The 20703-nt window shown below is 59.6% G+C and carries 19 protein-coding genes; 13 read left to right on the top strand and 6 right to left on the bottom strand.

All coding sequences use genetic code 11. The annotated features are described in order from the left end of the window. The first annotated feature begins 88 nt into the window (after nt 1-88). Together P0D80_RS41530 and P0D80_RS41525 are read left to right on the top strand one after the other, a co-directional pair. Nucleotides 89-820, top strand: a complete 732-nt coding sequence (locus tag P0D80_RS41530; RefSeq protein ID WP_408179560.1) for a GntR family transcriptional regulator — start codon at nt 89-91, stop codon at nt 818-820. 611 nt (nt 821-1431) lie between these two features. Next, entirely contained in the window at nt 1432-2451 is a 1020-nt protein-coding gene (locus P0D80_RS41525; protein ID WP_408292421.1) for a methyltransferase, read from the top strand. A 261-nt stretch (nt 2452-2712) separates the two neighbouring features. Here the strand turns inward: P0D80_RS41525 and P0D80_RS41520 are convergent, their stop codons facing one another. From P0D80_RS41520 to P0D80_RS41495, 6 genes are all read right to left on the bottom strand, one after another. Further along, nucleotides 2713-3534 (bottom strand): TetR/AcrR family transcriptional regulator, encoded by an 822-nt coding sequence (locus P0D80_RS41520; protein ID WP_408292419.1) that lies wholly within the window; start codon nt 3532-3534, stop codon nt 2713-2715. A 145-nt stretch (nt 3535-3679) separates the two neighbouring features. Continuing rightward, nucleotides 3680-5044 carry an MFS transporter gene (locus P0D80_RS41515; RefSeq protein ID WP_408292417.1) on the bottom strand — a complete coding sequence of 455 codons (1365 nt, stop codon included), beginning with the start codon at nt 5042-5044 and terminating at the stop codon, nt 3680-3682. Between the two features lie 54 nt (nt 5045-5098). Continuing rightward, nucleotides 5099-6406, bottom strand: coding sequence for a fumarylacetoacetase (gene fahA, locus P0D80_RS41510; protein WP_408292415.1), 1308 nt, complete (start codon nt 6404-6406; stop codon nt 5099-5101). Between the two features lie 134 nt (nt 6407-6540). Then, nucleotides 6541-7806, bottom strand: coding sequence for a CaiB/BaiF CoA transferase family protein (locus tag P0D80_RS41505; RefSeq protein ID WP_408292413.1), 1266 nt, complete (start codon nt 7804-7806; stop codon nt 6541-6543). A gap of 1 nt (nt 7807) precedes the next feature. Next, on the bottom strand, nt 7808-8584 hold the full coding sequence (locus P0D80_RS41500; RefSeq protein ID WP_408179554.1) for an enoyl-CoA hydratase/isomerase family protein: 777 nt from the start codon (nt 8582-8584) through the stop codon (nt 7808-7810). Between the two features lie 302 nt (nt 8585-8886). Further along, complete coding sequence (locus P0D80_RS41495; protein ID WP_132379680.1) at nt 8887-9183, bottom strand: DUF1330 domain-containing protein; 297 nt, start codon at nt 9181-9183, stop codon at nt 8887-8889. Between the two features lie 161 nt (nt 9184-9344). Between P0D80_RS41495 and P0D80_RS41490 the strand changes: the two genes are divergently transcribed. The 11 genes from P0D80_RS41490 (at nt 9345) to dhaL (ending at nt 20692) form a co-directional block, all read left to right on the top strand. After that, nucleotides 9345-10751, top strand: coding sequence for an NAD-dependent succinate-semialdehyde dehydrogenase (locus P0D80_RS41490; protein ID WP_408292410.1), 1407 nt, complete (start codon nt 9345-9347; stop codon nt 10749-10751). A gap of 78 nt (nt 10752-10829) precedes the next feature. Continuing rightward, nucleotides 10830-11714 carry a beta-keto acid cleavage family enzyme gene (locus P0D80_RS41485; protein WP_408292408.1) on the top strand — a complete coding sequence of 295 codons (885 nt, stop codon included), beginning with the start codon at nt 10830-10832 and terminating at the stop codon, nt 11712-11714. A 331-nt stretch (nt 11715-12045) separates the two neighbouring features. Further along, nucleotides 12046-12477 (top strand): tautomerase family protein, encoded by a 432-nt coding sequence (locus P0D80_RS41480; protein ID WP_408292406.1) that lies wholly within the window; start codon nt 12046-12048, stop codon nt 12475-12477. A gap of 800 nt (nt 12478-13277) precedes the next feature. Continuing rightward, on the top strand, nt 13278-14297 hold the full coding sequence (locus P0D80_RS41475) for a LacI family DNA-binding transcriptional regulator (RefSeq protein ID WP_408292437.1): 1020 nt from the start codon (nt 13278-13280) through the stop codon (nt 14295-14297). Nucleotides 14298-14410: 113 nt separating this feature from the next. Next, a complete protein-coding gene (locus P0D80_RS41470) occupies nt 14411-15742 on the top strand; it encodes an ABC transporter substrate-binding protein (protein ID WP_408292404.1) in 1332 nt (443 codons plus the stop codon). A gap of 71 nt (nt 15743-15813) precedes the next feature. Next, nucleotides 15814-16770, top strand: a complete 957-nt coding sequence (locus tag P0D80_RS41465; RefSeq protein WP_132379670.1) for a carbohydrate ABC transporter permease — start codon at nt 15814-15816, stop codon at nt 16768-16770. After that, nucleotides 16767-17720, top strand: a complete 954-nt coding sequence (locus tag P0D80_RS41460) for a carbohydrate ABC transporter permease (protein WP_132379668.1) — start codon at nt 16767-16769, stop codon at nt 17718-17720. Before P0D80_RS41465 ends, P0D80_RS41460 begins: the two co-directional genes overlap by 4 nt. Further along, nucleotides 17717-17911 (top strand): hypothetical protein, encoded by a 195-nt coding sequence (locus P0D80_RS41455; RefSeq protein WP_132379666.1) that lies wholly within the window; start codon nt 17717-17719, stop codon nt 17909-17911. The genes P0D80_RS41460 and P0D80_RS41455 overlap by 4 nt, the downstream gene beginning before the upstream one ends. A 3-nt stretch (nt 17912-17914) precedes the next feature. Continuing rightward, a complete protein-coding gene (locus P0D80_RS41450) occupies nt 17915-19018 on the top strand; it encodes an ABC transporter ATP-binding protein (protein ID WP_408179549.1) in 1104 nt (367 codons plus the stop codon). Further along, a complete protein-coding gene (locus tag P0D80_RS41445) occupies nt 19011-20057 on the top strand; it encodes an ABC transporter ATP-binding protein (RefSeq protein WP_408292400.1) in 1047 nt (348 codons plus the stop codon). The genes P0D80_RS41450 and P0D80_RS41445 overlap by 8 nt, the downstream gene beginning before the upstream one ends. Then, nucleotides 20054-20692: a dihydroxyacetone kinase subunit DhaL gene (dhaL, locus tag P0D80_RS41440; protein WP_408179547.1), complete on the top strand. Its 639-nt coding sequence runs from the start codon at nt 20054-20056 to the stop codon at nt 20690-20692. Before P0D80_RS41445 ends, dhaL begins: the two co-directional genes overlap by 4 nt. Nucleotides 20693-20703: the final 11 nt, after the last annotated feature.

The raw sequence follows: 20703 nt of genomic DNA, 5'->3' as shown, positions 1-20703 counted from the left end.
GACATAATTAAATTAATATGTTCGGACATGTTGAGCAAGCTATGATTTACCCTAGCCCCTGATAAATCGACTGCATCGCGACCCAAAAATGAACAAACCGCACTTCGCCGACATCGCTCGCCACTTGACTGAGGGCATTGCGTCCGGCCGCTATCCGGTCGGCTCGTATCTGCCTACCGAGCTTGAACTGCGCGACCACTATCAGACGAGCCGGCATACGATTCGCGCAGCGCTGCATGAATTGCAGCAGTTGGGATTCGTGTCGCGGCGCAAGAACGCGGGAACGCGCGTCGAATCGGCGCAGCCGACGAACGAGTTTCGGCCGTCGCTCGCATCGGTGGACGATCTCGTGCAGTTCGGCTCCCAGCACTTGCGTCTGGTGCAATCGACGGAGGAGATCCTCGCAAGCGGCAGGCTCGCCAAGACTCTGAAATGTTCAGACGGTGCGCGATGGCTGCGCGTTTCGAGCCTGCGCATCGACGGCGACAGGGAGAGTCCGCCGGTCGGTTGGACCGACGTGTATATCGACCCGGCTTATACGGAAGTCGCAGAGGCTGCGCGAGCTCAACCGGACACGCTGATCAGTTCGTTAATCGAAGCGCGCTACGGTCGCTGCATCGCGGAGATCCAGCAGGACGTGCACGCCGCGTTGATTTCGCAGGAGATGGCGGAAAGGTTGAAAGTCGAGAAGGGGAGTGCGGCGCTTGAGATTGTGCGACGATATCTCGACTCTGCGGGGGAAACCTTTGAGGTATCGATCAGCGTCCATCCGGCTGAACGCTTCTCGGTTTCGATGCGACTGAAGCGCTCGGACGCCTAGCCGTCGCAGGCGTTGTACGGGCGGCGCAGATGGACCGATCGACGGCATTTTGCGGCCAATTGGCTGCTCCGTTCTAAACCCGATCCCGACAGCAACGCTTAAGGAAATCGACGCTCGGTGTCAGCTATGAGTGTCATTACTGACGGTGGAAATGTCTCCCATGAACGGCAGGCGTGGGTCGAGTGCGGAAGTTCGCGTGGTGGTCGACGCAGATGACCGCCATTCCGATCTCGATCCTTCGGAACCCGTCAATACCGGCCGGTTCCGAAAGCCGTCCAATCTTTCCGATGGCTGAGCGTAGACTTGCGATATATCGCCGCATCAGCCCAGAGATGTAGCCTCCGGCGACTAATCGACCGAGCAATCCCGTGGCCTTGACCGTTAAGGCACTACCGGTATCCAGCAGCGCCGGCCGCTTGCACTGACGATTTGCTTGAGCCCGCAGCCTTGGCGTTTGCCGGCAGCCGGATAGGAGCCGCAGGGACTCTGCAGTAGGTTGCGGTAGCTGTGATTCGTGCATTGCCATCTGCAGGTCCCGGTCAGGTCAACGCGACTCAGAGGTGGCCGGAACCCTGGTTTTGAGTGCAGGCAATCAACTGCGGAGGTTTGCCGTGACCGATCATGAAACTGAGGATGATCGAGAAGCCCTCGATCTTCTCATTCGCGGATTTCAGGTCTCGCGGATGCTCCGGCTGGTGGCTGATCTTGGTCTCGCGGACAAGATTCCGAGAACGGGAAGTCGCAATATCAGCGAGTTGGCTACAGCCTGTGCAGTGCTTGCTTCGCCACTGCTTCGAGTGCTACGGGCGCTGGCCGCATTCGGCGTCTTTCGTATAAGCACGGACGGACGCGTGTCCCACTCTCCGCGCTCCGTGCTCCTGAGGACCGATGAACCGAACAGCCTTCACTACGGAGCAAGGTTCTGGACTGCGCCCGGCTCGTGGAAGGCTTGGGGTGTTCTGGATGCTGCGCTCGCCGGCGACACTCCGCATGAAGCCGCTTGGAACATGAGCCGCTTCCAGTACCTTCGTGAACACGCCGACGAGGCTCGGAGTTTTGATGCCTTCATGGCGAACTTCCCCGATCATCGGCACCAGGCGCTTGCCGCTAGCTATGATTTTTCCGGGGCGAACCTAATCGTCGACATTGGTGGTGGCAACGGAGAGGCGCTGCGCCGTGTACTCGCCCGGTTCCCGTCGCCGCGCGGAGTAATTTTTGACCGCGATGACGTCGTAGCCGCAATACCGCCGGAAGCGCGATTGAACGGAAGAATCGATGTCCAGGGCGGGAGCTTCTTTGATCTCGTTCCTGAAGGCGCGGACATCTACCTTCTGATCCGCGTTCTGCACGACTGGTCCGACGAAGATTGCATTCGAATTCTTCGCAACTGCCGTGCCGCAATGAACCGAAGCGCGCGCTTACTGATCGTGGAGCAGATCCTTGAGCCGGACCCGGCGATCGGACGGCCGAGCGGTTATCTGGTCGACACGCAGATGATGGCCATGTTCGGTACCGCGCGGGAGCGTACAGGAGCTGAATTCGACCAACTGCTCCAGGGTTCAGGTTTGGGACTTGAGCGCGTGATTGAAACCACATCGCCGGTGCGGGTCATGGAAGTTGTCCCGATATGAGCTGCGGTGCGCTCGCGGTGTGTGCTTCGGAGAAAACCGAAAGAACGTTGCGGGTCGATTGTCTGCCTAAGGCGCACCGATCAATGGCGGAGCATTCCGCTGATCCAACGTCGGATCGGGCTCGGCCATTCAAATGTCGGCTCAACCCCGTGCCCCACAACATCGTCTCGAACTCAACACTCATTGATTAGGACGTCGTACACGTTCAAAACGATATTCCAGAGCGCGTCACCGGTGCCGCGTTCTCGACAGCGACGACGCCTACGCTTTGGCGCGCTTTCGAGCTGTGCGTGTAACCGCTGGCTTCTGAAGGGGCGCGCATTGCTGAATCACGCTCTGGAGATGATCCGGACCCGCCGTGATGGCGCCAAGTAGCGTCATCACAACGAAGTCGATCAACTTGGGTATCGCCACTTTCGTGTCCGCGCGCGGCGCGCGGTTGGCGAGGAGCAGTGTGGCGAGACCATGCTCCGTACTCCACGCGGTATGGGTCACGAGTTTGAGATCGGAGTGGGCCCAACCACTCTCGATAGCCAGCGCCTCGATCGTCTCGGAAAACAACCCAAAAGACCTGTTACTTTCTTCGGCGAGTTCTGGATACGCTTGATGCGCCACGATGCGAGGCCCGATCATCAGACCGAACAGCCCATTGTGGCGCTGCGCGAACTCAACATACACCCGCATCATCCGGTACGCTTTGGCAAGCGCCGTATCCTCGCTATCACGGATCGCAACGCGCAGCGCAGCGAGGTCACGATAGCCGCTTGCCGCGATCGTGGCCAGCAGTTCGTCGATACCCGCAAAATGTCGCGAGGGCGCGGCTTCTGAGACGCCCACCATGCGCGCGAGGTAACGCAGGCTCAAGTCTTGTGCCGATACCTCCATGAGCGCGCTGCGCCCCGCTTCGATGAGCGCGTTGCGCAGATTGCCATGGTGGTAATCCGCATTCTTCGGGATAGATGACTTGGGGCTCACGTGACCTTCGTTCGAGGAGCAAAACAAGGAAATGATTATAAATTCTGCGCAAAGAGGCACGCAATATCGCGGATCACGCGTTAAACAAGCATGCGTCGCTACGGGCATTCTAGCGGCTCGGTTGCGGGGCTGGGCGTCGGAATACATCGCATGCCTGGCCGCTCAGAGGTGCGCAGTGCCCAGAACGGCTTTTCGGTGCAAAACGCGGGTACTTGCCGGGAGCGCCTGCCGCGCCCACGTCGGCATCGACTAATCACGTTGCACTTTTAACCGATATATCGCCAACCGGCGATCGCCTCCTGACAATGCGCTGCACGCCGAACAGAAGAACAACGACGCCAAGTGCCTGGACACAGGCCACCATGATGAATCCACTCGCATAAGTTCCCGTTGCGTCGCGAACATACCCGATCACAAAGGGCGTAACGAAGCCAGCGACATTGGCGACGGAACTGATTAACGGCACGCCAACGACCAGCGACTTACCGCTGAGCAGGCCGACAGACATCTGCCAGAAGAGCGTTATACCAGCTCCCGTTCCCGCGAAGCCAAGAACAAGCAGGAAGAAAGTTGCGGTGGTACTACTGTGCCAAACAAAAACGAGCGCCGAGAGGCTTACCGCAGTGAAGACCGACGCCAGCGCACAGAAGAGCCGGCGGCGATGCGGGGCGCCCCCGATGCTGCAGATGAGCACATTGCCCAATGCCCCCAGAATGCAGGCACCGGCAACGGCACGGCCAATCTCATTGTACCCGCCGAATCCCGCCTCACGCAGTATCGTCGGGGAGAAGAAAAACAGTGCCGCCGTGGCGGCAAGGAGGCATAAATAAGCGGCGCTCAGGATCCAGACAGCGGGGTTGAGTAACAGGGGACGCTCGTCTACGCCGATGTCGTCCATCGTTTCGGCATTCTTCCTGAGATCATCCTCGATGAGTTCACGCTGTCGCGCCGAAAGCCACTTCGCGCCGCCAGGCAGATCCGGAAGTATCGCGAACGCGACGCACGCCAACACGATCGTCGGGATAGCCTGAGTGAAGAACATCCATCGCCAGCCCTGAAAGCCGGCCAGTCCGTTTAAGTGCTCGAGCACGAATCCCCCCGTCAAGCCAATCATGACGGTCGAGAAGAGCGACCCGGAGTGGAAAATGCTGAAATTGCGGGTACGCCTTGTCCCCGGGAACCACGCATTGAAGTACAACACAACACCTGGGTAGAACCCGGCCTCGAATACACCGAGCAGGAACCTCAACGTGTAGAACGTCGGTGCGCTATTGACGAACGTCATCGCAACACTCGTCATGCCCCAGCCGCCGGCGACACCGGCAAGCACGGCGCGTGCACCGAACTTCTTTTGCAACATGGTCGTAGGCACGCCGAACAGCACATAGCCGACGAAGAAAAGCCCGGCGCCCAATCCGTATACCGTTTCGCTGAATCGCAGATCCACGACCATCTGCAACTTCGCGAAAGCAACGTTCGAACGACCGACCCACGCCAGCATCCATAAGCCAAACAGTATCGGCAGTATCCTCCATTGCGCCGAAGCGTACGCCTTCCGCAGGAGGGCGTTGTCATCTGATGATGACCCGTCTACACAGGCTTGCTTCACCACTTCCATTCGGTCCTCCGACGTGTTGTGTTGATACCGGTAATACGAGGCGCACTGCGGTTATCAAAGGTCACCGGTCACTTCTGCGACGCACTCTCCGAAGCCGATCGTCCTGAAACCTGCACGCCCGCATCGGCCGGAGAGGGAGACAGTGTCCCCGTCTTCGAGATACGTTCGCACTTCCCCCGTCGGCAGAGTGATCGTTTCCCGCCCGTCGCGGGTCCGCTCCAGCAAACATCCGCTGTCAGCGCGCTCGGGTCCCGACACGGTGCCGCTCGAAATCAGATCACCGCTGCGCAACGGACACCCGTTACTGGCGTGGTGGGTCAGCATCTGCGATACGGACCAGTACTGATCTTTGAAGTTGGGGTTCGCCATATCGACGCCGGCTATGCCCGCCTCCCTCATGCTTCGGCTTTGCAGCATGGTGCGCAGGGAGATGTCGATTGCTGCCGAGGCTGTGTGGGAAGCCGACGTAAGTTGTGCCGCAAGCGGCGGCGCGTCGTCGCCACGTATTGGCGCTGCAACCCTGAATGGCGCAATCGCCTCTGCCGTGACCACCCATGGCGACACACTGGTCATAAAGCTCTTCGCCAGAAAGGGACCCAGCGGTGCGCTTTCCCAGCGCTGGATGTCCCGCGCGGACCAGTCGTTGACAAGGCAGAGACCGAACAGGTGATCTTCAGCGGAGTCGACGGACAACCGCTTCATCGCATGCGTGTTCTCGCCCACGTAAAAGCCGACTTCGAGCTCGAAATCGAGCTTGGTCGTCGGCCGATATCCACTCGTCGCACTGGTTTGTCCGAGTGGCCGACGGCATGGCTCACCGCTGACCATCACCGACGACGCTCGTCCGTGATAGGCAATCGGCATGCTTCTGAAGTTGGGCTGGACTGGTGCGTCCGGCCTCACGAGTTTGCCGGCCTGTCTCGCGTGATGAATCGACGTATAAAAGTCGGTGAAATCTCCAATCTGCGATGGCAACATCATCGTGCATGCGCTCGCGGGCACCAGACAATTCGACACGGTCTCGCGAACCGCCCCTTCCGTGCACGAATGCAGCAGCGCAAACAGTTTGCGCCGCAATGCCGACGAAGACGCCCGTCCCAACGCCATCCATGCATTCAAGGTGTTCTGCCGCAGTGCGTCGTCTTCGGGCGAATGCACCTCAATTGCGTCCGCCTCGAGCAATCGATGCACGTCGAGAACAGCATCGCCGATACGCACACCGATTCGCGGCACAACATTTGCCTCTGTACGAAATATGCCGAGAGGAAGGTTCTGCAAGGGGAAATCGGTTTCCAGCGTATTGGCGCTTTCAACCCAACTGAGCGCCGCGGCGTCGTGGGTCTCATCTACCGTAACGATCATGTTTCACTCCAGCGCAATCGACCGCTCGCGACGGTGGCGTGTCAGTGCAAGACGCCGCCTGTCACGTGCAACAGTCGCGACAGCGCTTGCGCACGGGCTACAGCCCGTTAGCGCGCCGCGACACGTAGTTGCATTTAGTTGGCCCGTGCTTCCGCAATAACAGCGGCGTCGATCTCCTTCGCGGACGGTGGCGGGCCGCCGACCAGAATGCCCGCATCAATCGCCCGGCGAATCTCGCCCTCCGACAAGCCCGCACCGCGGAACACCTGCTCGTTGTGTTCGCCGCGAAATGCCGGTGCGCTGCGCATTCCAAGCTCGTCATCGGAAAAGCGCCATGGATAGCCGTGGATGAGATACGAGCCGCCGCGGCGATCCGGGACCTCGTGCACCGCACCCCACTGCTTCGCCCAATCGGTCTCTGCCAATTCCTTCAGCGTACGGATCTGGCCTATCGCGATCTTGGCCTCGTCGAGCTGCGCATCGAGCGTCCTGAGATCGCGGAATGAGAGCATCCATGTCTGGATCACTGCGTGCAGTGCCTTGTAGTTCCGCAGGCGGCGCTCAGCGGTGCTGAAGCGTGGATCCCGCGCAAGGTCCATACGGCGCATGGCGCGCAGGTAGTTTGGAAACGTGTTGCTGCCGATGATGCTTTGCGCTGCCACGAACTCTTCGCCGCCGGGGCCGACGAAATGCGGGCCGTCGGCAGCACCGAGAATGCCTGGCTCCGCACCGGTATCGACTCCCGCGAGATCGAGGTGAGCGCGTTCGTTGATCGACAGCATCACGGCAGCCATCGCGACGTCGATGTATTGGCCGCGCCCCGTTACTTCACGTTTGCGCATTGCTGCGAGCACGGCGATCGTCGCTTGCAGGCCAGCATAGACGTCCGCGTGCGACAGGGGATCGGTCCACCTGGGGCCGTCACCCGCGCTGTCGAAATGGCGCAATGTGTTGTGCGTGAATCCCGTTTCAGCCTGCACTGTCGGCGCGTAGGCCATGCGCGAGGCCCAGGGGCCGCGCTGGCCGTATCCGGTGATGGAGACGTAGACCAGCTTTGGATTGCGCCTCGCGAGCGTCTCGTAGTCGAGTCCAAACCCTTTGAGCGTGCCGGCCCGAAAATTCTCTACGATGATGTCCGCTTCGTCGCACAGGCTTAGTACAAGCTCTCGTGCGTGAGGCGCGTTCAGATCGATGCTGACGTTGCGTTTGCCGCTATTTTGCTGCGCGTAGTAGCCCGACATGCCGTCGCGATTCGGGAATGCGGCACGCGACACGTCGGGCCGCGGCGGCTCGATCTTGATAACGTCGGCGCCGAGATCCGCCAGCGTCCGGGCGCACAGCGGACCTGCCAGCACCCGCGAAAAATCGACGACTTTGATTCCTTCGAGTGGTCCGGCCATGTCAATTCCCTTCGAAAGTGGCGGTGCCGGGGCCAGCGGTATCGAAGGCATCCAGTCCACGCTTGAGATCTTGCGACGCCCAGATCGGCTTCTGCACTTCGAACATCGCTTCGTCGGCGGCAGCGACACCCTCGTTGACCGCGACCCGTACGAGCTGCTTGGTCGCGGCATGCGCGATGGTCGGGCCGGCCGCCAGTTCCTGCGCAACCGACAGCGCGACTTCATCGAGTTTGTCGTCGGGCACGACGAGATTGATCAGGCCCCAGCGTTCGAGCGTTGCCGCGTCGTAACGGCGGCCGAGCATCGCGAGCTCTTTTGCACGCGCTGGGCCGGCCCGCATCACCTGACGCTGGATGCCGCCGAGCAGCGGATGCAGGCCGAGCGCGACCTCGACTGACCCGATCTTGGCCGATTCGGCGACCACGCTGAAGTCGCAGGCGAGCGCCACTTCAAAGCCACCGCCAAGGCATGTACCGTTCACCGCGACGACGATCGGGATCGGTAGTGTCTCGAAGCCGCGAAGCACCTCGAGCGGATCCATCAGCGCCTTGCCCTGCCTGGCAATGCGATCCGGAAAAAGCGAGACTTCGGCACCGGCCGAGAAGTGCCGCAGACCGCTGCGCAGCAGGATCGCGCGCGAGCCGCGTTTCACCGCTTCGTTGAATTCTTCGAGTAGCGCGCGATACAGCGTCGGACCCATCAGGTTATGTGGGCGACGGTTCATCGTAAGAACCGTCACATGACCTTTGAGTTCTTTCAGAACAATTGCTTCGTCCATTCTTGCTCCATTTCGTCAGGTTCAAGTGTTTTTCGATTTATATGTTAACAAGCATAACATGAGAGTGTTGTTCTGTTACCAGCGTTTTCCCTGGCCGAAAAAGGAAGGACTGGAGAGGTTCGTTTCTTTGTCGCAGGAAAGACAATCAGACTACGGCGAGACCCGAGACGGGGTTCGACTATTCGAACGTCGTAATGCAGTCTGTGATGCGATATCGGTAGCATACCGAACGCGGCCCCAGAGTGAACAACGCCCGCGCTGTCTTACAGTGCGCTCGGCCTCGTTAGCCTCCAGCGAGCATCTCAGTCGTCGACGCCTGCGACGACGCGCGCGTCCCTTTCCGCTCCGTCCGCCAGTACGGCCAACGCTTTCTGATAAGCCTCGCTCTGAAACGTGGCAAGAGCCTGTTCGAAGCTCGGAAATTCGACCACGACGGTCCGTTCCTTGAGACCCGCCTGGAACGCAACGACCTCGCCGCCCCGCACCAGGAATTTCCCGCCGGCTGCTTTCACCACCTGTGTCGCGAGGACGCCGTACGCCGCGAGTTTGCTTGCGTCATGGACCGCCCGATACGCTGCCACCCAATATCCCTTTGCCATTTCGCTTCCTCAATTTAAAAAATACCTGACCATAGTAACACCGTTAACATCAAGTTCAATGAGGGTTATTCCTGGTCAAAAAATTTGTTCGGAAGGTGAGATAACGGCGTTAACATTAGTCAATGCGATGACTCAATGCCAACCTTTTCGCGGAGAACTCCATGCCGTACACGACTGTCAATCCTGCTACCGGCGAACTGCTCGCCACCTACGACGACATATCCGACCAATTGCTCGAAGCGAAGCTCGCTGCCGCGCATCGCGCTTTTGAAACCGACTGGCGCCGCCGTCCGGTCAGCGATCGGGCACGCATTGTGTCGCGCGCCGCGGCGCTGTTGCGGGAAAAGGCTGTCGAATACGCCGGCTATCTGACGCTGGAAATGGGCAAACGCAGCGGTGAAGCGCTTAGGGAAGTCGAATCGGCGGCCAGCATTCTCGACTACTACGCGAAGCACGCACAAACCTATCTGCAGCCCCGGCCGCTTGCAGAAGCGCCCGGCGCGGCCGTGCACATCGAGCCGGTCGGTGTGCTGCTCGGCATCGAGCCGTGGAATTTACCGTACTACCAGATTGCGCGAGTGGCCGGGCCCCAACTGATGGTGGGTAACGTCCTGCTGCTCAAGCATGCCGAAAACGTGCCGCAATCGGCATTGGCCTTCGCGCGACTGTTCGAGGAAGCGGGTGCGCCCGAAGGCGTATATACGAATCTGTTCATCTCGATCGAGCAGGCCGGGCGCGTCATCGACGATCCGCGCGTCCAGGGTGTGACGCTGACGGGCAGCGCGCGCGCCGGCGCCGCCGTCGCCGAGCGTGCCGGCCGCAATCTGAAGAAAGTCGTGCTCGAACTGGGCGGCAGCGATCCGTTCATCGTACTCGAGGATGCGCCGCTCGACTGGGCGATCCAGAGCGCGGTCGCGGGCCGCATGTTAAATTCAGGTCAACTATGCGTCAGTTCCAAGCGCATCATCGTGGTCGGCAAGGCACGCGGCGACGCATTCCTCGAAGGCTTCGCGAACCGGATGGCAGCGCTCGAGACCGGTGATCCGGCCGATCCGGCGACCGCCGTCGCCCCGGTAGCATCCGAGCGCGCGCTGAATCTGCTGCTTGCGCAGATCGATCGCGCGACATTGCACGGCGCGCGCATCGCATGTGGCGGCAAGCGCGTCGAGCGCCCGGGTTTCTACTTGCAACCGACTGTTCTAACCGACATCGCGCCGAAAAACCCGGTATTTGCCGAAGAACTGTTCGGCCCGGTCGCCGCTTTCCACGTCGTCGAGGACGAAGCCGCCGCGATCGCACTCGCCAATGGCACGCCATTCGGTCTTGGCGCGTCGGTGTTCACCGCGGATACCGAACGCGGCGAGCGGGTCGCCGCGCAGATCGACAGCGGCATGGTGTTCGTCAATCAGCCGTTCGGCACGGCGGCGGAACTGCCATTCGGTGGCGTCAAGCGTTCAGGTTTTGGTCGAGAGCTGTCTCAGTTGGGCTTCGACGAGTTCGTCAACAAGAAGCTGATCAGGGTTGCCCCCGTCGGGGCGGCACCGTTCGGCCCTGCACGGGCCCCTTGAACGGGGAGCCTGACGCTGCTCCCATGACGAAGGGCGCGATTGTGGCGCCTCGTTCCTCTTTCCCTTTCACCGAACACTATGACGAACAAGACGATTATCAGTTGCGCGCTAACTGGAAGCGACGATACCCCGCGGCTGAGCCCTGCAGTACCCGTGACGCCCGAGCAAATCGCCAATGAGGCGATTGCTGCATGTGAGGCCGGTGCGAGCATCGCTCACATCCATGTTCGCGACCCCAGGACAGGCGTTCCAAGCACTGAGCTGTCGCTCTACAAAGAAGTCGTTTCTCGTATCCGCGGTAGTGGGTGCCCGATATTGATCAATCTGACGACGGGCCCGGGTGCACGTTTCGTTCCCAGCGACGAAGACCCGAACCGGGGAAGTGAATTGAGTACGATGATGACGCCCGAGGCCCGCGTCCAACATGTGCTCGAGTTACGTCCGGAAATCTGCACTCTGGACGTAGCGACCATGAACTTCGGCAATCGCGCATTCGTCAACGTGCCCGACCATCTCGTCAAAATGGCAACCTTGATTGAGGAAGCAGGCGTGAAGCCGGAAATCGAGGTATTCGATCTCGGGCACGTGCGCCTCGCGCGCCACCTGATCGAAACGCAGGGGATTCTGCAGGCACCGCTGTTCCAGTTGTGTCTTGGTGTTCCATGGGGAGCGTCCGCCGACACCGAGAGCCTTCTTCAGATGAAGCGGTATCTGCCCGAGAACGCGCATTGGTCGGCGTTCGGCATCTCGCGCGCCCAATTTCCGATCGTGGCGCAAAGCGTGATTCTTGGCGGCCATGTGCGCGTCGGTCTCGAGGACAATCTTTATCTTGCCAAAGGCGAACTGGCGCCGGGCAACGCAGCACTGGTTAAACGTGCGGTCGCTATCGTCAAAAGTATCGGCGCAGACGTGGCAACGCCTGACGAAGCTCGCTGCATACTCAGCCTTCCCGGTCGCCAATAGAACGGGGTAAGAGCGTGCTACGGTGCCGATCATCGGTGCAGTGCAGGGTCGAAAGACTCCGATGTTGGAACGACGAAGTGACTGTGCGCTTCCGTCCGATGAGTCGCAATTGATGGATTGTGAATCCGGCCTGGTTCTAAAGCGAACTGATGGGTAGCGGGATCGCCTTCCCTAAGAACGCTGCGCTGCGAGGAGCAATGGTTTTAACCGGTAGCCTGTCCCTGGGCTACCGATACCGCCGCCTCACTGATGTCAAGTTCATCATTTCTCGCAAGAGACTTAGATGTTCTGACTTAAGAAACGCGGCATCTATTGATGCATGGAGACAAAAATGCCTTTGTGGAACATCTATCATCCGGTCGGCGCCTACACGGCAGATGACAAGCAGGAAATGGCCAAGCGAATCGCCGACATTTACATCATTCCTCGCTTCTACGTAGGTGTTCTGTTTCATGAACAGCCGAAAGACTCCTTCTTCATGGGGGGTGAGCCGCGAAGCGACTTTGTCAGAATCAGATTAGACCAATTCGCCAGACACATTTCCAAGGACGTCGAGTGGACGGCGTCCTGGCTGCGCAAGGCGAACGTTGCGATTGCACCATTCGTCCAGGATCGAGGCTATCACTACGAGTTGCATGTCGGCGAAACGCCGCGAGAATTGTGGTTGATCGACGGCATTCGACCACCTCGGCCTGATACGGAAGCTGAGAAGAAATGGAAGGTTGAAAACCGGGCGTCGCCATATGATCCGAACGAAGGTTGAATGGGTTGGTTTCGTCTGAAGCAGCGTCGGCGGCTGCACTGACCGCGACACCCGCGCCGTCGTCGGAGGTGCTGGACGTCGTCGGATCGAAGCACGGGTAGCGGCCCCGCATCGAGGCGGGCCGCTGCGCGGCGACAGTGTGGCCGCCAATGTCACACGCGCGGAATGCCCCTCGACATTGGTCGCCGCCCGCAGTGCTGCCCGGAAAGCCGTCGCTCATCTATCGAGCCGAAACGGCGCACAGCCGTAACAATCCGTCCCGTGTCGCAGCAAAGGTATGTGTTTGGCGGTGTCGTGAGCGTGGGACGGCCGAGGCGGATCGCTTCGGCTAATGAATTGTGAACAGACTTGGGTCGGTAAATGGCCGTTTCCATTTGTGCGACCCAAAGCACACGCGAGCACTTCATTGCTTCAGAACTCGCTCGCCGCCCGGCGTCACCCCCAATCTCCCTTGGAGTCGCTGCGTTCAACGCGGTAAACGATGACTTCAAATTCCTCGTTCGCGCCACCGTTCAAGCGTCGTGGGTGCCTGCGGAGATCAACTACAAACCGCGGACCGTAGGTAGTTGGCCGGGATTCTCTCTTCGGGCGCTAGGCGCCGCCGCACGCCGTCAACTCTCAGTGCGATTCGCGATCCCGCGCCCGCTGCGCCGTCCCTTGCGCTCGCGGGCCCTATTAAGGGTCGCTCTGTTCATCAAAGCAATGACGCTTTTTCCTTGGAGAAAAAGCTTGCATTTTTCTTAGAAAAAACTACCTTCAGTAAAACAAAACAATTCTTCGCTCGGCACCGGAGGAGACCCATGCCGGCTACTCGTACGATGATTGCGCGTCGGGCTGGCGTCAGCGTGGCCACGGTCGATCGTGTCCTGCGCGACGATCAGGCTGTGCGTCCGGAAACTGCCGAACGCGTGCATCTTGCACTCGCGAATCTGCGTGATGAGCGGGCGAGCCGCGGCCGGCCGGCAAAGGTCAGCTCGTTCCGAGTCGCGTTCGTGCTGCCGCAAGTGAACTCCCGCTTTCTCGATCACGTCGAGCGAGATATTGCGCTGTCGGCCAGCTTCTTTCGCGAGCATCGCATAACGCCTTCGTTTTACCGCTGCGATTTTTCCAGCCAACGCGAGACCGCGGCATTCGCCGCTGAAGTGATCGACTACGACGCGCTGGTTCTCGCACCTCTCGACTATCCGTGGGTTGAGCGTTTCATCGAAGAGATGAGCGACGCTCACGTGCCAGTCGTCACAGTGTTCTCCGATTTACCCGCAAGCCGGCGCGCCGCGTACGTGGGTGTCGACAACAGGATTGCCGGACGCACGGCAGGACTACTGATGGGGCGCTTCCTTTGCGCGAAGCTTGGCACTGTTGCCGTGCTATCGGGATCGTCGCGTCTGCATGACCAGGTGGAACGTCGCACCGGCTTTTCGCAAGTGTTGGAGGAGGACTTCCGCAACCTGCGCTGGATCGCCGAACCGGACTTCGCCGAAGACGACGATGGCGCCGGCCTTGCCGTACAGGGCTTAAGTGCGCGCCATTCGGACCTGGTCGGCGTGTATGTGACGGGCGGCGGCATTTCCGGCATTGCAGCGGCATTGCAGGAGTCCGGCGACAAGGTTCACCTCGTCCTGATTGGCCACGAATGCACTGCGGAGACCCGCACCCAACTGTCGGAACGTGCGATCGACGTGATCCTCGATCAGGACGTGCGCGGCATTGTCCATTGGGCTGGGCTCGCCGCGATTAATTTTCTTAACGACGTCCGGGGGGCGCTTGCCATCCCCACGCCGGAGACCCGGATTTATCTTCGTGAGAATGCGCATGCCTGACGCTCGCGACACGCGGATCGACTTCTGATCTGCCAGAGCCGAAATGCGGTGCCCGGCGCATGGGCGCTGAATGTCATCAGGTTGGAGACCCGAGAAAGACAAGGAGAAGAGACATGGTACGTCTAACGTCAGCGAGGGTAGTGGCGGCAACCCTCATATCGCTGGGGCTCGGCACTGCAACGGGCGCGCAGGCACAGGACAAGCAGTTGACACTCTGCTGGGCGGCATGGGATCCCGCCAATGCACTGGTCGAACTGTCGAAGGATTTCACGACCAAGACCGGCATCAAGATGAAGTTCGAGTTCGTACCGTGGACCAGTTATGCCGACCGATTCATCAATGAACTCAATTCGCACGGTAAGTTGTGTGATCTGATCATTGGCGACAGTCAGTGGATCGGCGGCGCGGCGGTCAATGGACATTACGTGAAGCTCAACGACTTCTTCACCAAGAACAAGATCTCTATGAACGACTTCGTGCCGGCAACGGTGGTGGGATATTCGGAGTGGCCAAAGAATACGCCGAACTATTGGGCCTTACCTGCGATGGCTGACGCGGTCGGATGGACTTACCGCAAGGACTGGTTTGCGCGCCCAGAACTGCGCGCGGAATTCAAGCAGAAATACAACCGTGAGCTCGCGCCGCCTACTACGCTCGATGAACTCAAGCAGACTGCGGAATTCTTCCAGGGTCGAAAGATTGACGGCAGGACGGTCTATGGCGTGTATATCTTCACGGAGCGTGGATCCGAGGGAATCACGATGGGCGTGACCAATGCCTTGTACAACTTCGGCTTTGAGTATCAGGATCCCAAGAAGCCCTATCACCTCGATGGCTTCGTGAACTCGCCGGGCGCGGTGAAGGGGCTCGAATACTACAAGGCACTCTATAAGTGTTGCACGGCGCCAGGCATGACCAACGCCTACATGCAGGAAGGGCTCGACGCGTTCAAGTCGGGTCAGGTGGCGATGCAGATGAACTGGTTTGCGTTCTTTCCAGGGCTTTATAAAGACCCGAATGTCGGTGGCGACAAGATCGGCTTCTTCGTCAATCCGCGTGAGTTGAAGCAATACACTCAGTTGGGCGGGCAGGGCATCTCGGTCGTCTCGTACTCGGACCATAAAGAAGACGCGCTCGAATATATCAAGTGGTTTGCGCAACCTGACGTGCAGAAGAAATGGTGGCAACTGGGCGGCTATTCGGCGGCCAAATCGGTGGTGGACGCACCGGACTTCCCGAAGAGCGCACCGTTCGCACCCGCGTTCCTGAAGTCGATGGCAATCGTCAAAGACTTCTGGGCAGAGCCGGCTTATGCCGAACTGTTGCTCGACATGCAGAAGCGTGTGCACGATTACGTCGTGGCCGATAAGGGCACGGCCAAAGATGCGTTGGATCTGCTGGTGAAAGACTGGACCAAGGTCTTTAAGCAAGAAGGGAAGTATTAGGTTTTAGCTGGACTTGACTGGACCGGCGACGGCTGAACGGCCTGTCTCTGGTCCGCTTAAAGGAGCCAGGCATGTTGGCAGATAAGCCATTTTCTCCCACGAGTCTCGAAGCGGGAGCGTCAACGCGCATAGCGAAGCGGCTAAGTGGACTGTCGGATCGGGCCATCGCGTGGCTCTTCATTCTTCCGACCATTCTGCTGCTTCTTGCGATCAACATCTTTCCGTTGATCTGGGCGCTTCGCCTGTCGTTCACCAACTTCAAGTCGAACATGCCGAGCGTGCCGGCGCGTTTCGTCGGTATCGACAATTATGTCGACATCCTGACCGACGAAGATATCTGGTACGCGATGCAGGTGACCGCGCGTTTCGTGTTCTGGTCGGTCGGGTTGGAGGTGCTGCTGGGATTCGGTCTTGCATTGCTGATCAACCGGCAGTTCCGCGGACATAGCTTCTGGACTACGCTAATCCTGCTGCCGATGATGCTATCGCCTGCGGTAGTGGGCAACTTCTGGACGTTCCTGCTGCAACCGCAGACGGGGCTTTTCAACGATATCGTCAGCTTCTTCACCGGCATCGCGCCGGGGTCATTCCAGATGATCGGCGACGTAGCGCTCGCGCCGTGGACCATTGTGATGGTCGATACGTGGATGTGGACACCGTACGTCATGCTCATCTGCCTGGCGGGTCTGCGTTCAATTCCCGACTATATTTACGAAGCAGCGGAAGTGGACCGCGCGACGCCGTGGCGTCAGTTCTGGTCGATCACGTTGCCCATGACCATGCCGTTCCTGATGCTGGCGGTTTTGTTTCGCGGCATCGAAAACTTCAAGATGTTCGATATGGTGAACCTGCTGACATCGGGCGGCCCGGGCTCGGTTACCGAAACGGTATCGATCACGCTCAAGCGTGCCGCGTTCGAAAAGTGGCAGACAGGTTATTCGTCCGCGCTCGCAATCATTCTGTTCGTGACGGTATTCGGTGCGGCGAACATTTACGTGAAGGCACTTAACCGGATCAAACAGCGATGAGACCGACTACGACACAACATTCGGTGGTGGCGTCATCTCCGCGCGCCAAGCGCTTCGCGGCTGCGGTCGTTATCACGTATGCGCTGATTGCTACGTTACCGATGGTCTGGATCTTCCTGACGAGCTTCAAGACGCAGGAAGATGCGATAGCGTATCCGCCCGTCGTGCTGTTCCAGCCTTCCATGGAAGGCTATGTAAACCTGCTCACGATCCGCTCGCGGCAGACCCCTGAGTTCATTGCGAGCCTGCCGCCTGCGCGGACCTGGTATGAGCGTGAGGTGCGCAAGCGCAACATGGTGATCGCCGGACCGTCGAAGGTTTTGCCGCGCTTCATGAATTCGCTTGTCATTGGATTTGGCTCGACGTTTCTTGCGGTATTTCTCGGCACGCTGGCGGCATACGCGTTTTCGCGCTTCAAGGTGCCGCTGTCCGACGATCTGCTGTTCTTCATTCTCTCCACACGGATGATGCCGCCCATTGCCGTCGCCATTCCGATCTACCTGATGTATCGCGCACTGGGTTTGAGCGACAGCTATGTCGGCATGATTGTGCTGTACACGGCGGTGAATGTCTCACTTGCGGTTTGGCTACTTAAAGGTTTCATGGATGAGATCCCGCGCGAGTATGAAGAGGCCGCGCTAGTGGATGGCTACACGCGTTTGCAGGCCTTCGTGAAGGTGGTGTTGCCGCAAGCGATGACGGGCATTGCCGCTACAGCGATCTTCTGCCTGATCTTTGCATGGAACGAATACGCATTTGCTTCGCTGCTGACAAGCGGCGATGCGCAGACCATGCCGCCATTCATTCCATTCATCATCGGAGAAGGCGGTCAGGACTGGCCGGCCGTTGCAGCTGCAACAACATTATTCGTGCTGCCGATTCTCTTTTTCACCGTCCTGCTGCGCAAGCATCTGTTGCGGGGCATCACCTTCGGAGCCGTGCGCAAATGAAACGCGAAGTCATTCCGCCGCACCGCTGGCTGTTACGTCGCAGCTACAGCGAGGGTGCATCGACGGTACTGATCGGCTTAGGTGTAGCGATGCTTGTGCAGCCGTTTTCGTTGGCGCTCTTCACCTGGTCGTTTCCGGTCCTTTTGGTGGGCGCGCTCGCGTTCGTCGTCACCAGCCATTTTCCCGGCTGAATCATGTCTACGATCGTTCTCGCTCATCTCCACAAGCGCTTCGACGATTTTGTCGCGGTGCGTGACACCAGCCTGACCATCGGTGCGGGACGCTTCGTCGTGCTGCTCGGACCGTCAGGCTGCGGCAAGACCACAACGCTGCGGATGATTGCGGGGCTGGAGCTGCCGACTTCCGGGCAGATCCTGATCGATGGTGAGGACGTCACTGCGTTGCGCGCGCGGCAACGCGATATTGCTTTCGTGTTCCAGATGTTTGCGCTGTATCCACATATGACGGTGCGCAATAACATTGCTTTTCCACTGAGGAACGAACACGTGTCGCGCAGCGAGATCGCCGCCCGGGTCGATGCAGCGGCGCATATGCTGCGCATCGAGAACATTCTCGATCGTAAGACTGGCGGCCTGTCCGGCGGCGACCGGCAACGCGTGGCGCTCGGCCGCGCGATCGTGCGGCAACCGAAAGCATTCTTGATGGACGAACCGCTCGGCACGCTCGACGCGGACTTTCGTGAACTGATGTGTCTGGAATTGCGCAAACTGCACAACGCGCTCGCCGCCACCACGGTGTACGTCACACACGATCAGAGTGAGGCGATGGCCATGGCGGACGATATCGTCGTGATGAATCAAGGTGAAGTGTTGCAGGCGGGCTCGCCCCATGAGATTTATCACTTCCCCGCGACAGTGTTCGTCGGCAACTTCATCGGCAGTCCGCCCATGAATTTCTTGCCCGTCGACGAGGCGGTTACGGCGGGACAGGAGCAGGTGAGTCTGCATGGCGCGTCGGTTTCCGTACCGCCTTGCGATGCCGCTGCCGCGCACGTATTGCTGGGAATCAGACCGGAGCACGTCATGCTCGACGAGCACGGTCCGCTGCGCGGTCAGGTGATCGCCGACGAATACCTCGGCTCGCACCAGGTATTGGCGGTTGAAACCGCGCTTGGCGTCGTGCGCGTGCGGGCAAGCAAAGACGCTGGTGTTGCCGCGGGCACGATCGTCGGTCTGTCGTTTCGGAAAGAACGCACGCTGCTTTATGACGCCGCTACTGAACGCCTGCTGCCGGGCGCTGCTTCCACGCTTTCTGTCAACGGAGACGTTCATGGCTGAAGTCCAGCTACGTAATGTATCGAAGCGCTTCGGCAACATCGTTGCGGTGGACGACCTGTCGATCGAGGTTAAAGACGGGGAATTCGTCGTGTTGCTCGGACCGAGCGGCGCGGGCAAAACCACTACGCTGCGCCTGGTCGCGGGACTGGAACGTCCCGATGCCGGCGACGTGCTGATCGACGGCGCGGTCGCCACCGGCGTCCATCCTTCCGATCGCGATGTCGCGTTTATCTTTCAGCAATACTCGTTGTATCCGCATCTGACTGTGTTCGGCAATCTTGCGTTTCCGCTGCGCTCGCCACGTCGTCGCAGCAGCGAGGAACAGGTCCGCGCGCGCGTGCATGCGGTCGCGCAGATGCTGCATATGGAAGCGAAGCTCGACAACATGGCAACGCATTTGTCCGGCGGCGAAATGCAGCGAGTCGCGATCGGGCGTGCGCTCGTGCGCGAGCCGAAAGTGTTTCTGATGGACGAACCGCTGTCATCGCTCGATGCAAAACTGCGTGAGGAATTACGTATCGAGCTGAAGCGGCTACATCGTACGATTGGCGCGACCATTCTCTATGTCACGCATGATCAGGTGGAAGCCACCACACTCGCCGACCGCATCGGCATTCTTGAACACGGCCGTCTGGTGCAACTCGGCACACCGCGCGAGGTCTACGGTAATCCGGTTTCATTGAGCGCGGCGCAGCGGCTCGGCTCGCCGCCGATCAACCTGTTGCCGCCAACGCTGTTCGATTCAGCAGCGGTGCCGACCGGCACCGCGACCGTGGCGATTCGTCCTGAAGACGTGGTCCTGCACGAGGGCGACGCGCGTGATTCACCCGGCACCCATCATGCACGCGACGCACTCGACCTGAAGGTGCTCGAATACTCACCGCTGCGTCATCTGTTGATTTTGGAGCACGCAGGAACTGCGGTTGTGGCGACCACGATGGCCGAGCGCAATTTCAGCCCGGGGCAGTCGGTGGGCGTTTCGCTGCCCGCTGGCAGCCTCTTATATTTCCGTGCAGACGGCAGGAGGATCTCGACATGAACGGCAAAACGGTCATGGAGTGTATCGACGCCGCATACGCAGCGCTCAAGGAACACACGGACGAAATAGCCGTACTCGACCAGCAGATCGGCGATGGCGATCACATCTTCAATCTGCTGCGCGGCATGGAGGCCTTGCTTGCAATGCGTGCGGACATCGAAGCGGAAACCTTAGGGGCCGCGTTGGAACTCGCGGCGAACAAGGTGCTGTCGACGGTCGGCGGATCATCCGGGCCGCTGTTCTTTTCGTTGCTGAACGGGATGGCGAAAGCATCGGCGAACAATCCGCTGGATGTTGCGGGCACCGCCCTCATGTTTGCGGCGGGCGTCGAAGCGGTCGGACAGCGGGGTAAGACGGGCGTAGGCAGCAAGACGATGATGGACGTGCTGATTCCCGTTGCGGCGCGCTTCAAGGAGCTTGCGACCATCGAATCACTTACGTCGCGAAAAACAGTGCTGGATGAATTGCCGCAGGTGGCCGAGCAGAACATGCTCGCCACCCGCGATATGCTCGCGACCAAAGGGCGGGCATCGTTTCTGGGCGAACGCTCGCGCGGCCATATCGACCCCGGTGCGCGTTCCAGTCAGATCATGATCACCGCCGTATGCGCGCATCTGGCGCGCAACCAGGTGTGAAAGGAGGCCAG

Origin of the sequence: Paraburkholderia sp. RL17-373-BIF-A, assembly GCF_046030175.1 — a bacterium.
Lineage (GTDB): Bacteria > Pseudomonadota > Gammaproteobacteria > Burkholderiales > Burkholderiaceae > Paraburkholderia.
This window is presented reverse-complemented; position numbering and strand designations above follow the sequence as displayed.

What these genes read in the sequence shown, in the direction of transcription:
- P0D80_RS41530 (WP_408179560.1), top strand. Translation starts at nt 89, where the DNA reads ATGAACAAACCGCACTTCGCCGACATCGCTCGCCACTTGACTGAGGGC.
- P0D80_RS41520 (WP_408292419.1), bottom strand. Translation starts at nt 3,534, where the DNA reads ATGCCCGTAGCGACGCATGCTTGTTTAACGCGTGATCCGCGATATTGC.
- P0D80_RS41515 (WP_408292417.1), bottom strand. Translation starts at nt 5,044, where the DNA reads ATGGAAGTGGTGAAGCAAGCCTGTGTAGACGGGTCATCATCAGATGAC.
- fahA (WP_408292415.1), bottom strand. Translation starts at nt 6,406, where the DNA reads ATGATCGTTACGGTAGATGAGACCCACGACGCCGCGGCGCTCAGTTGG.
- P0D80_RS41505 (WP_408292413.1), bottom strand. Translation starts at nt 7,806, where the DNA reads ATGGCCGGACCACTCGAAGGAATCAAAGTCGTCGATTTTTCGCGGGTG.
- P0D80_RS41500 (WP_408179554.1), bottom strand. Translation starts at nt 8,584, where the DNA reads ATGGACGAAGCAATTGTTCTGAAAGAACTCAAAGGTCATGTGACGGTT.
- P0D80_RS41495 (WP_132379680.1), bottom strand. Translation starts at nt 9,183, where the DNA reads ATGGCAAAGGGATATTGGGTGGCAGCGTATCGGGCGGTCCATGACGCA.
- P0D80_RS41490 (WP_408292410.1), top strand. Translation starts at nt 9,345, where the DNA reads ATGCCGTACACGACTGTCAATCCTGCTACCGGCGAACTGCTCGCCACC.
- P0D80_RS41485 (WP_408292408.1), top strand. Translation starts at nt 10,830, where the DNA reads ATGACGAACAAGACGATTATCAGTTGCGCGCTAACTGGAAGCGACGAT.
- P0D80_RS41480 (WP_408292406.1), top strand. Translation starts at nt 12,046, where the DNA reads ATGCCTTTGTGGAACATCTATCATCCGGTCGGCGCCTACACGGCAGAT.
- P0D80_RS41475 (WP_408292437.1), top strand. Translation starts at nt 13,278, where the DNA reads ATGCCGGCTACTCGTACGATGATTGCGCGTCGGGCTGGCGTCAGCGTG.
- P0D80_RS41470 (WP_408292404.1), top strand. Translation starts at nt 14,411, where the DNA reads ATGGTACGTCTAACGTCAGCGAGGGTAGTGGCGGCAACCCTCATATCG.
- P0D80_RS41465 (WP_132379670.1), top strand. Translation starts at nt 15,814, where the DNA reads ATGTTGGCAGATAAGCCATTTTCTCCCACGAGTCTCGAAGCGGGAGCG.
- P0D80_RS41460 (WP_132379668.1), top strand. Translation starts at nt 16,767, where the DNA reads ATGAGACCGACTACGACACAACATTCGGTGGTGGCGTCATCTCCGCGC.
- P0D80_RS41455 (WP_132379666.1), top strand. Translation starts at nt 17,717, where the DNA reads ATGAAACGCGAAGTCATTCCGCCGCACCGCTGGCTGTTACGTCGCAGC.
- P0D80_RS41450 (WP_408179549.1), top strand. Translation starts at nt 17,915, where the DNA reads ATGTCTACGATCGTTCTCGCTCATCTCCACAAGCGCTTCGACGATTTT.
- P0D80_RS41445 (WP_408292400.1), top strand. Translation starts at nt 19,011, where the DNA reads ATGGCTGAAGTCCAGCTACGTAATGTATCGAAGCGCTTCGGCAACATC.
- dhaL (WP_408179547.1), top strand. Translation starts at nt 20,054, where the DNA reads ATGAACGGCAAAACGGTCATGGAGTGTATCGACGCCGCATACGCAGCG.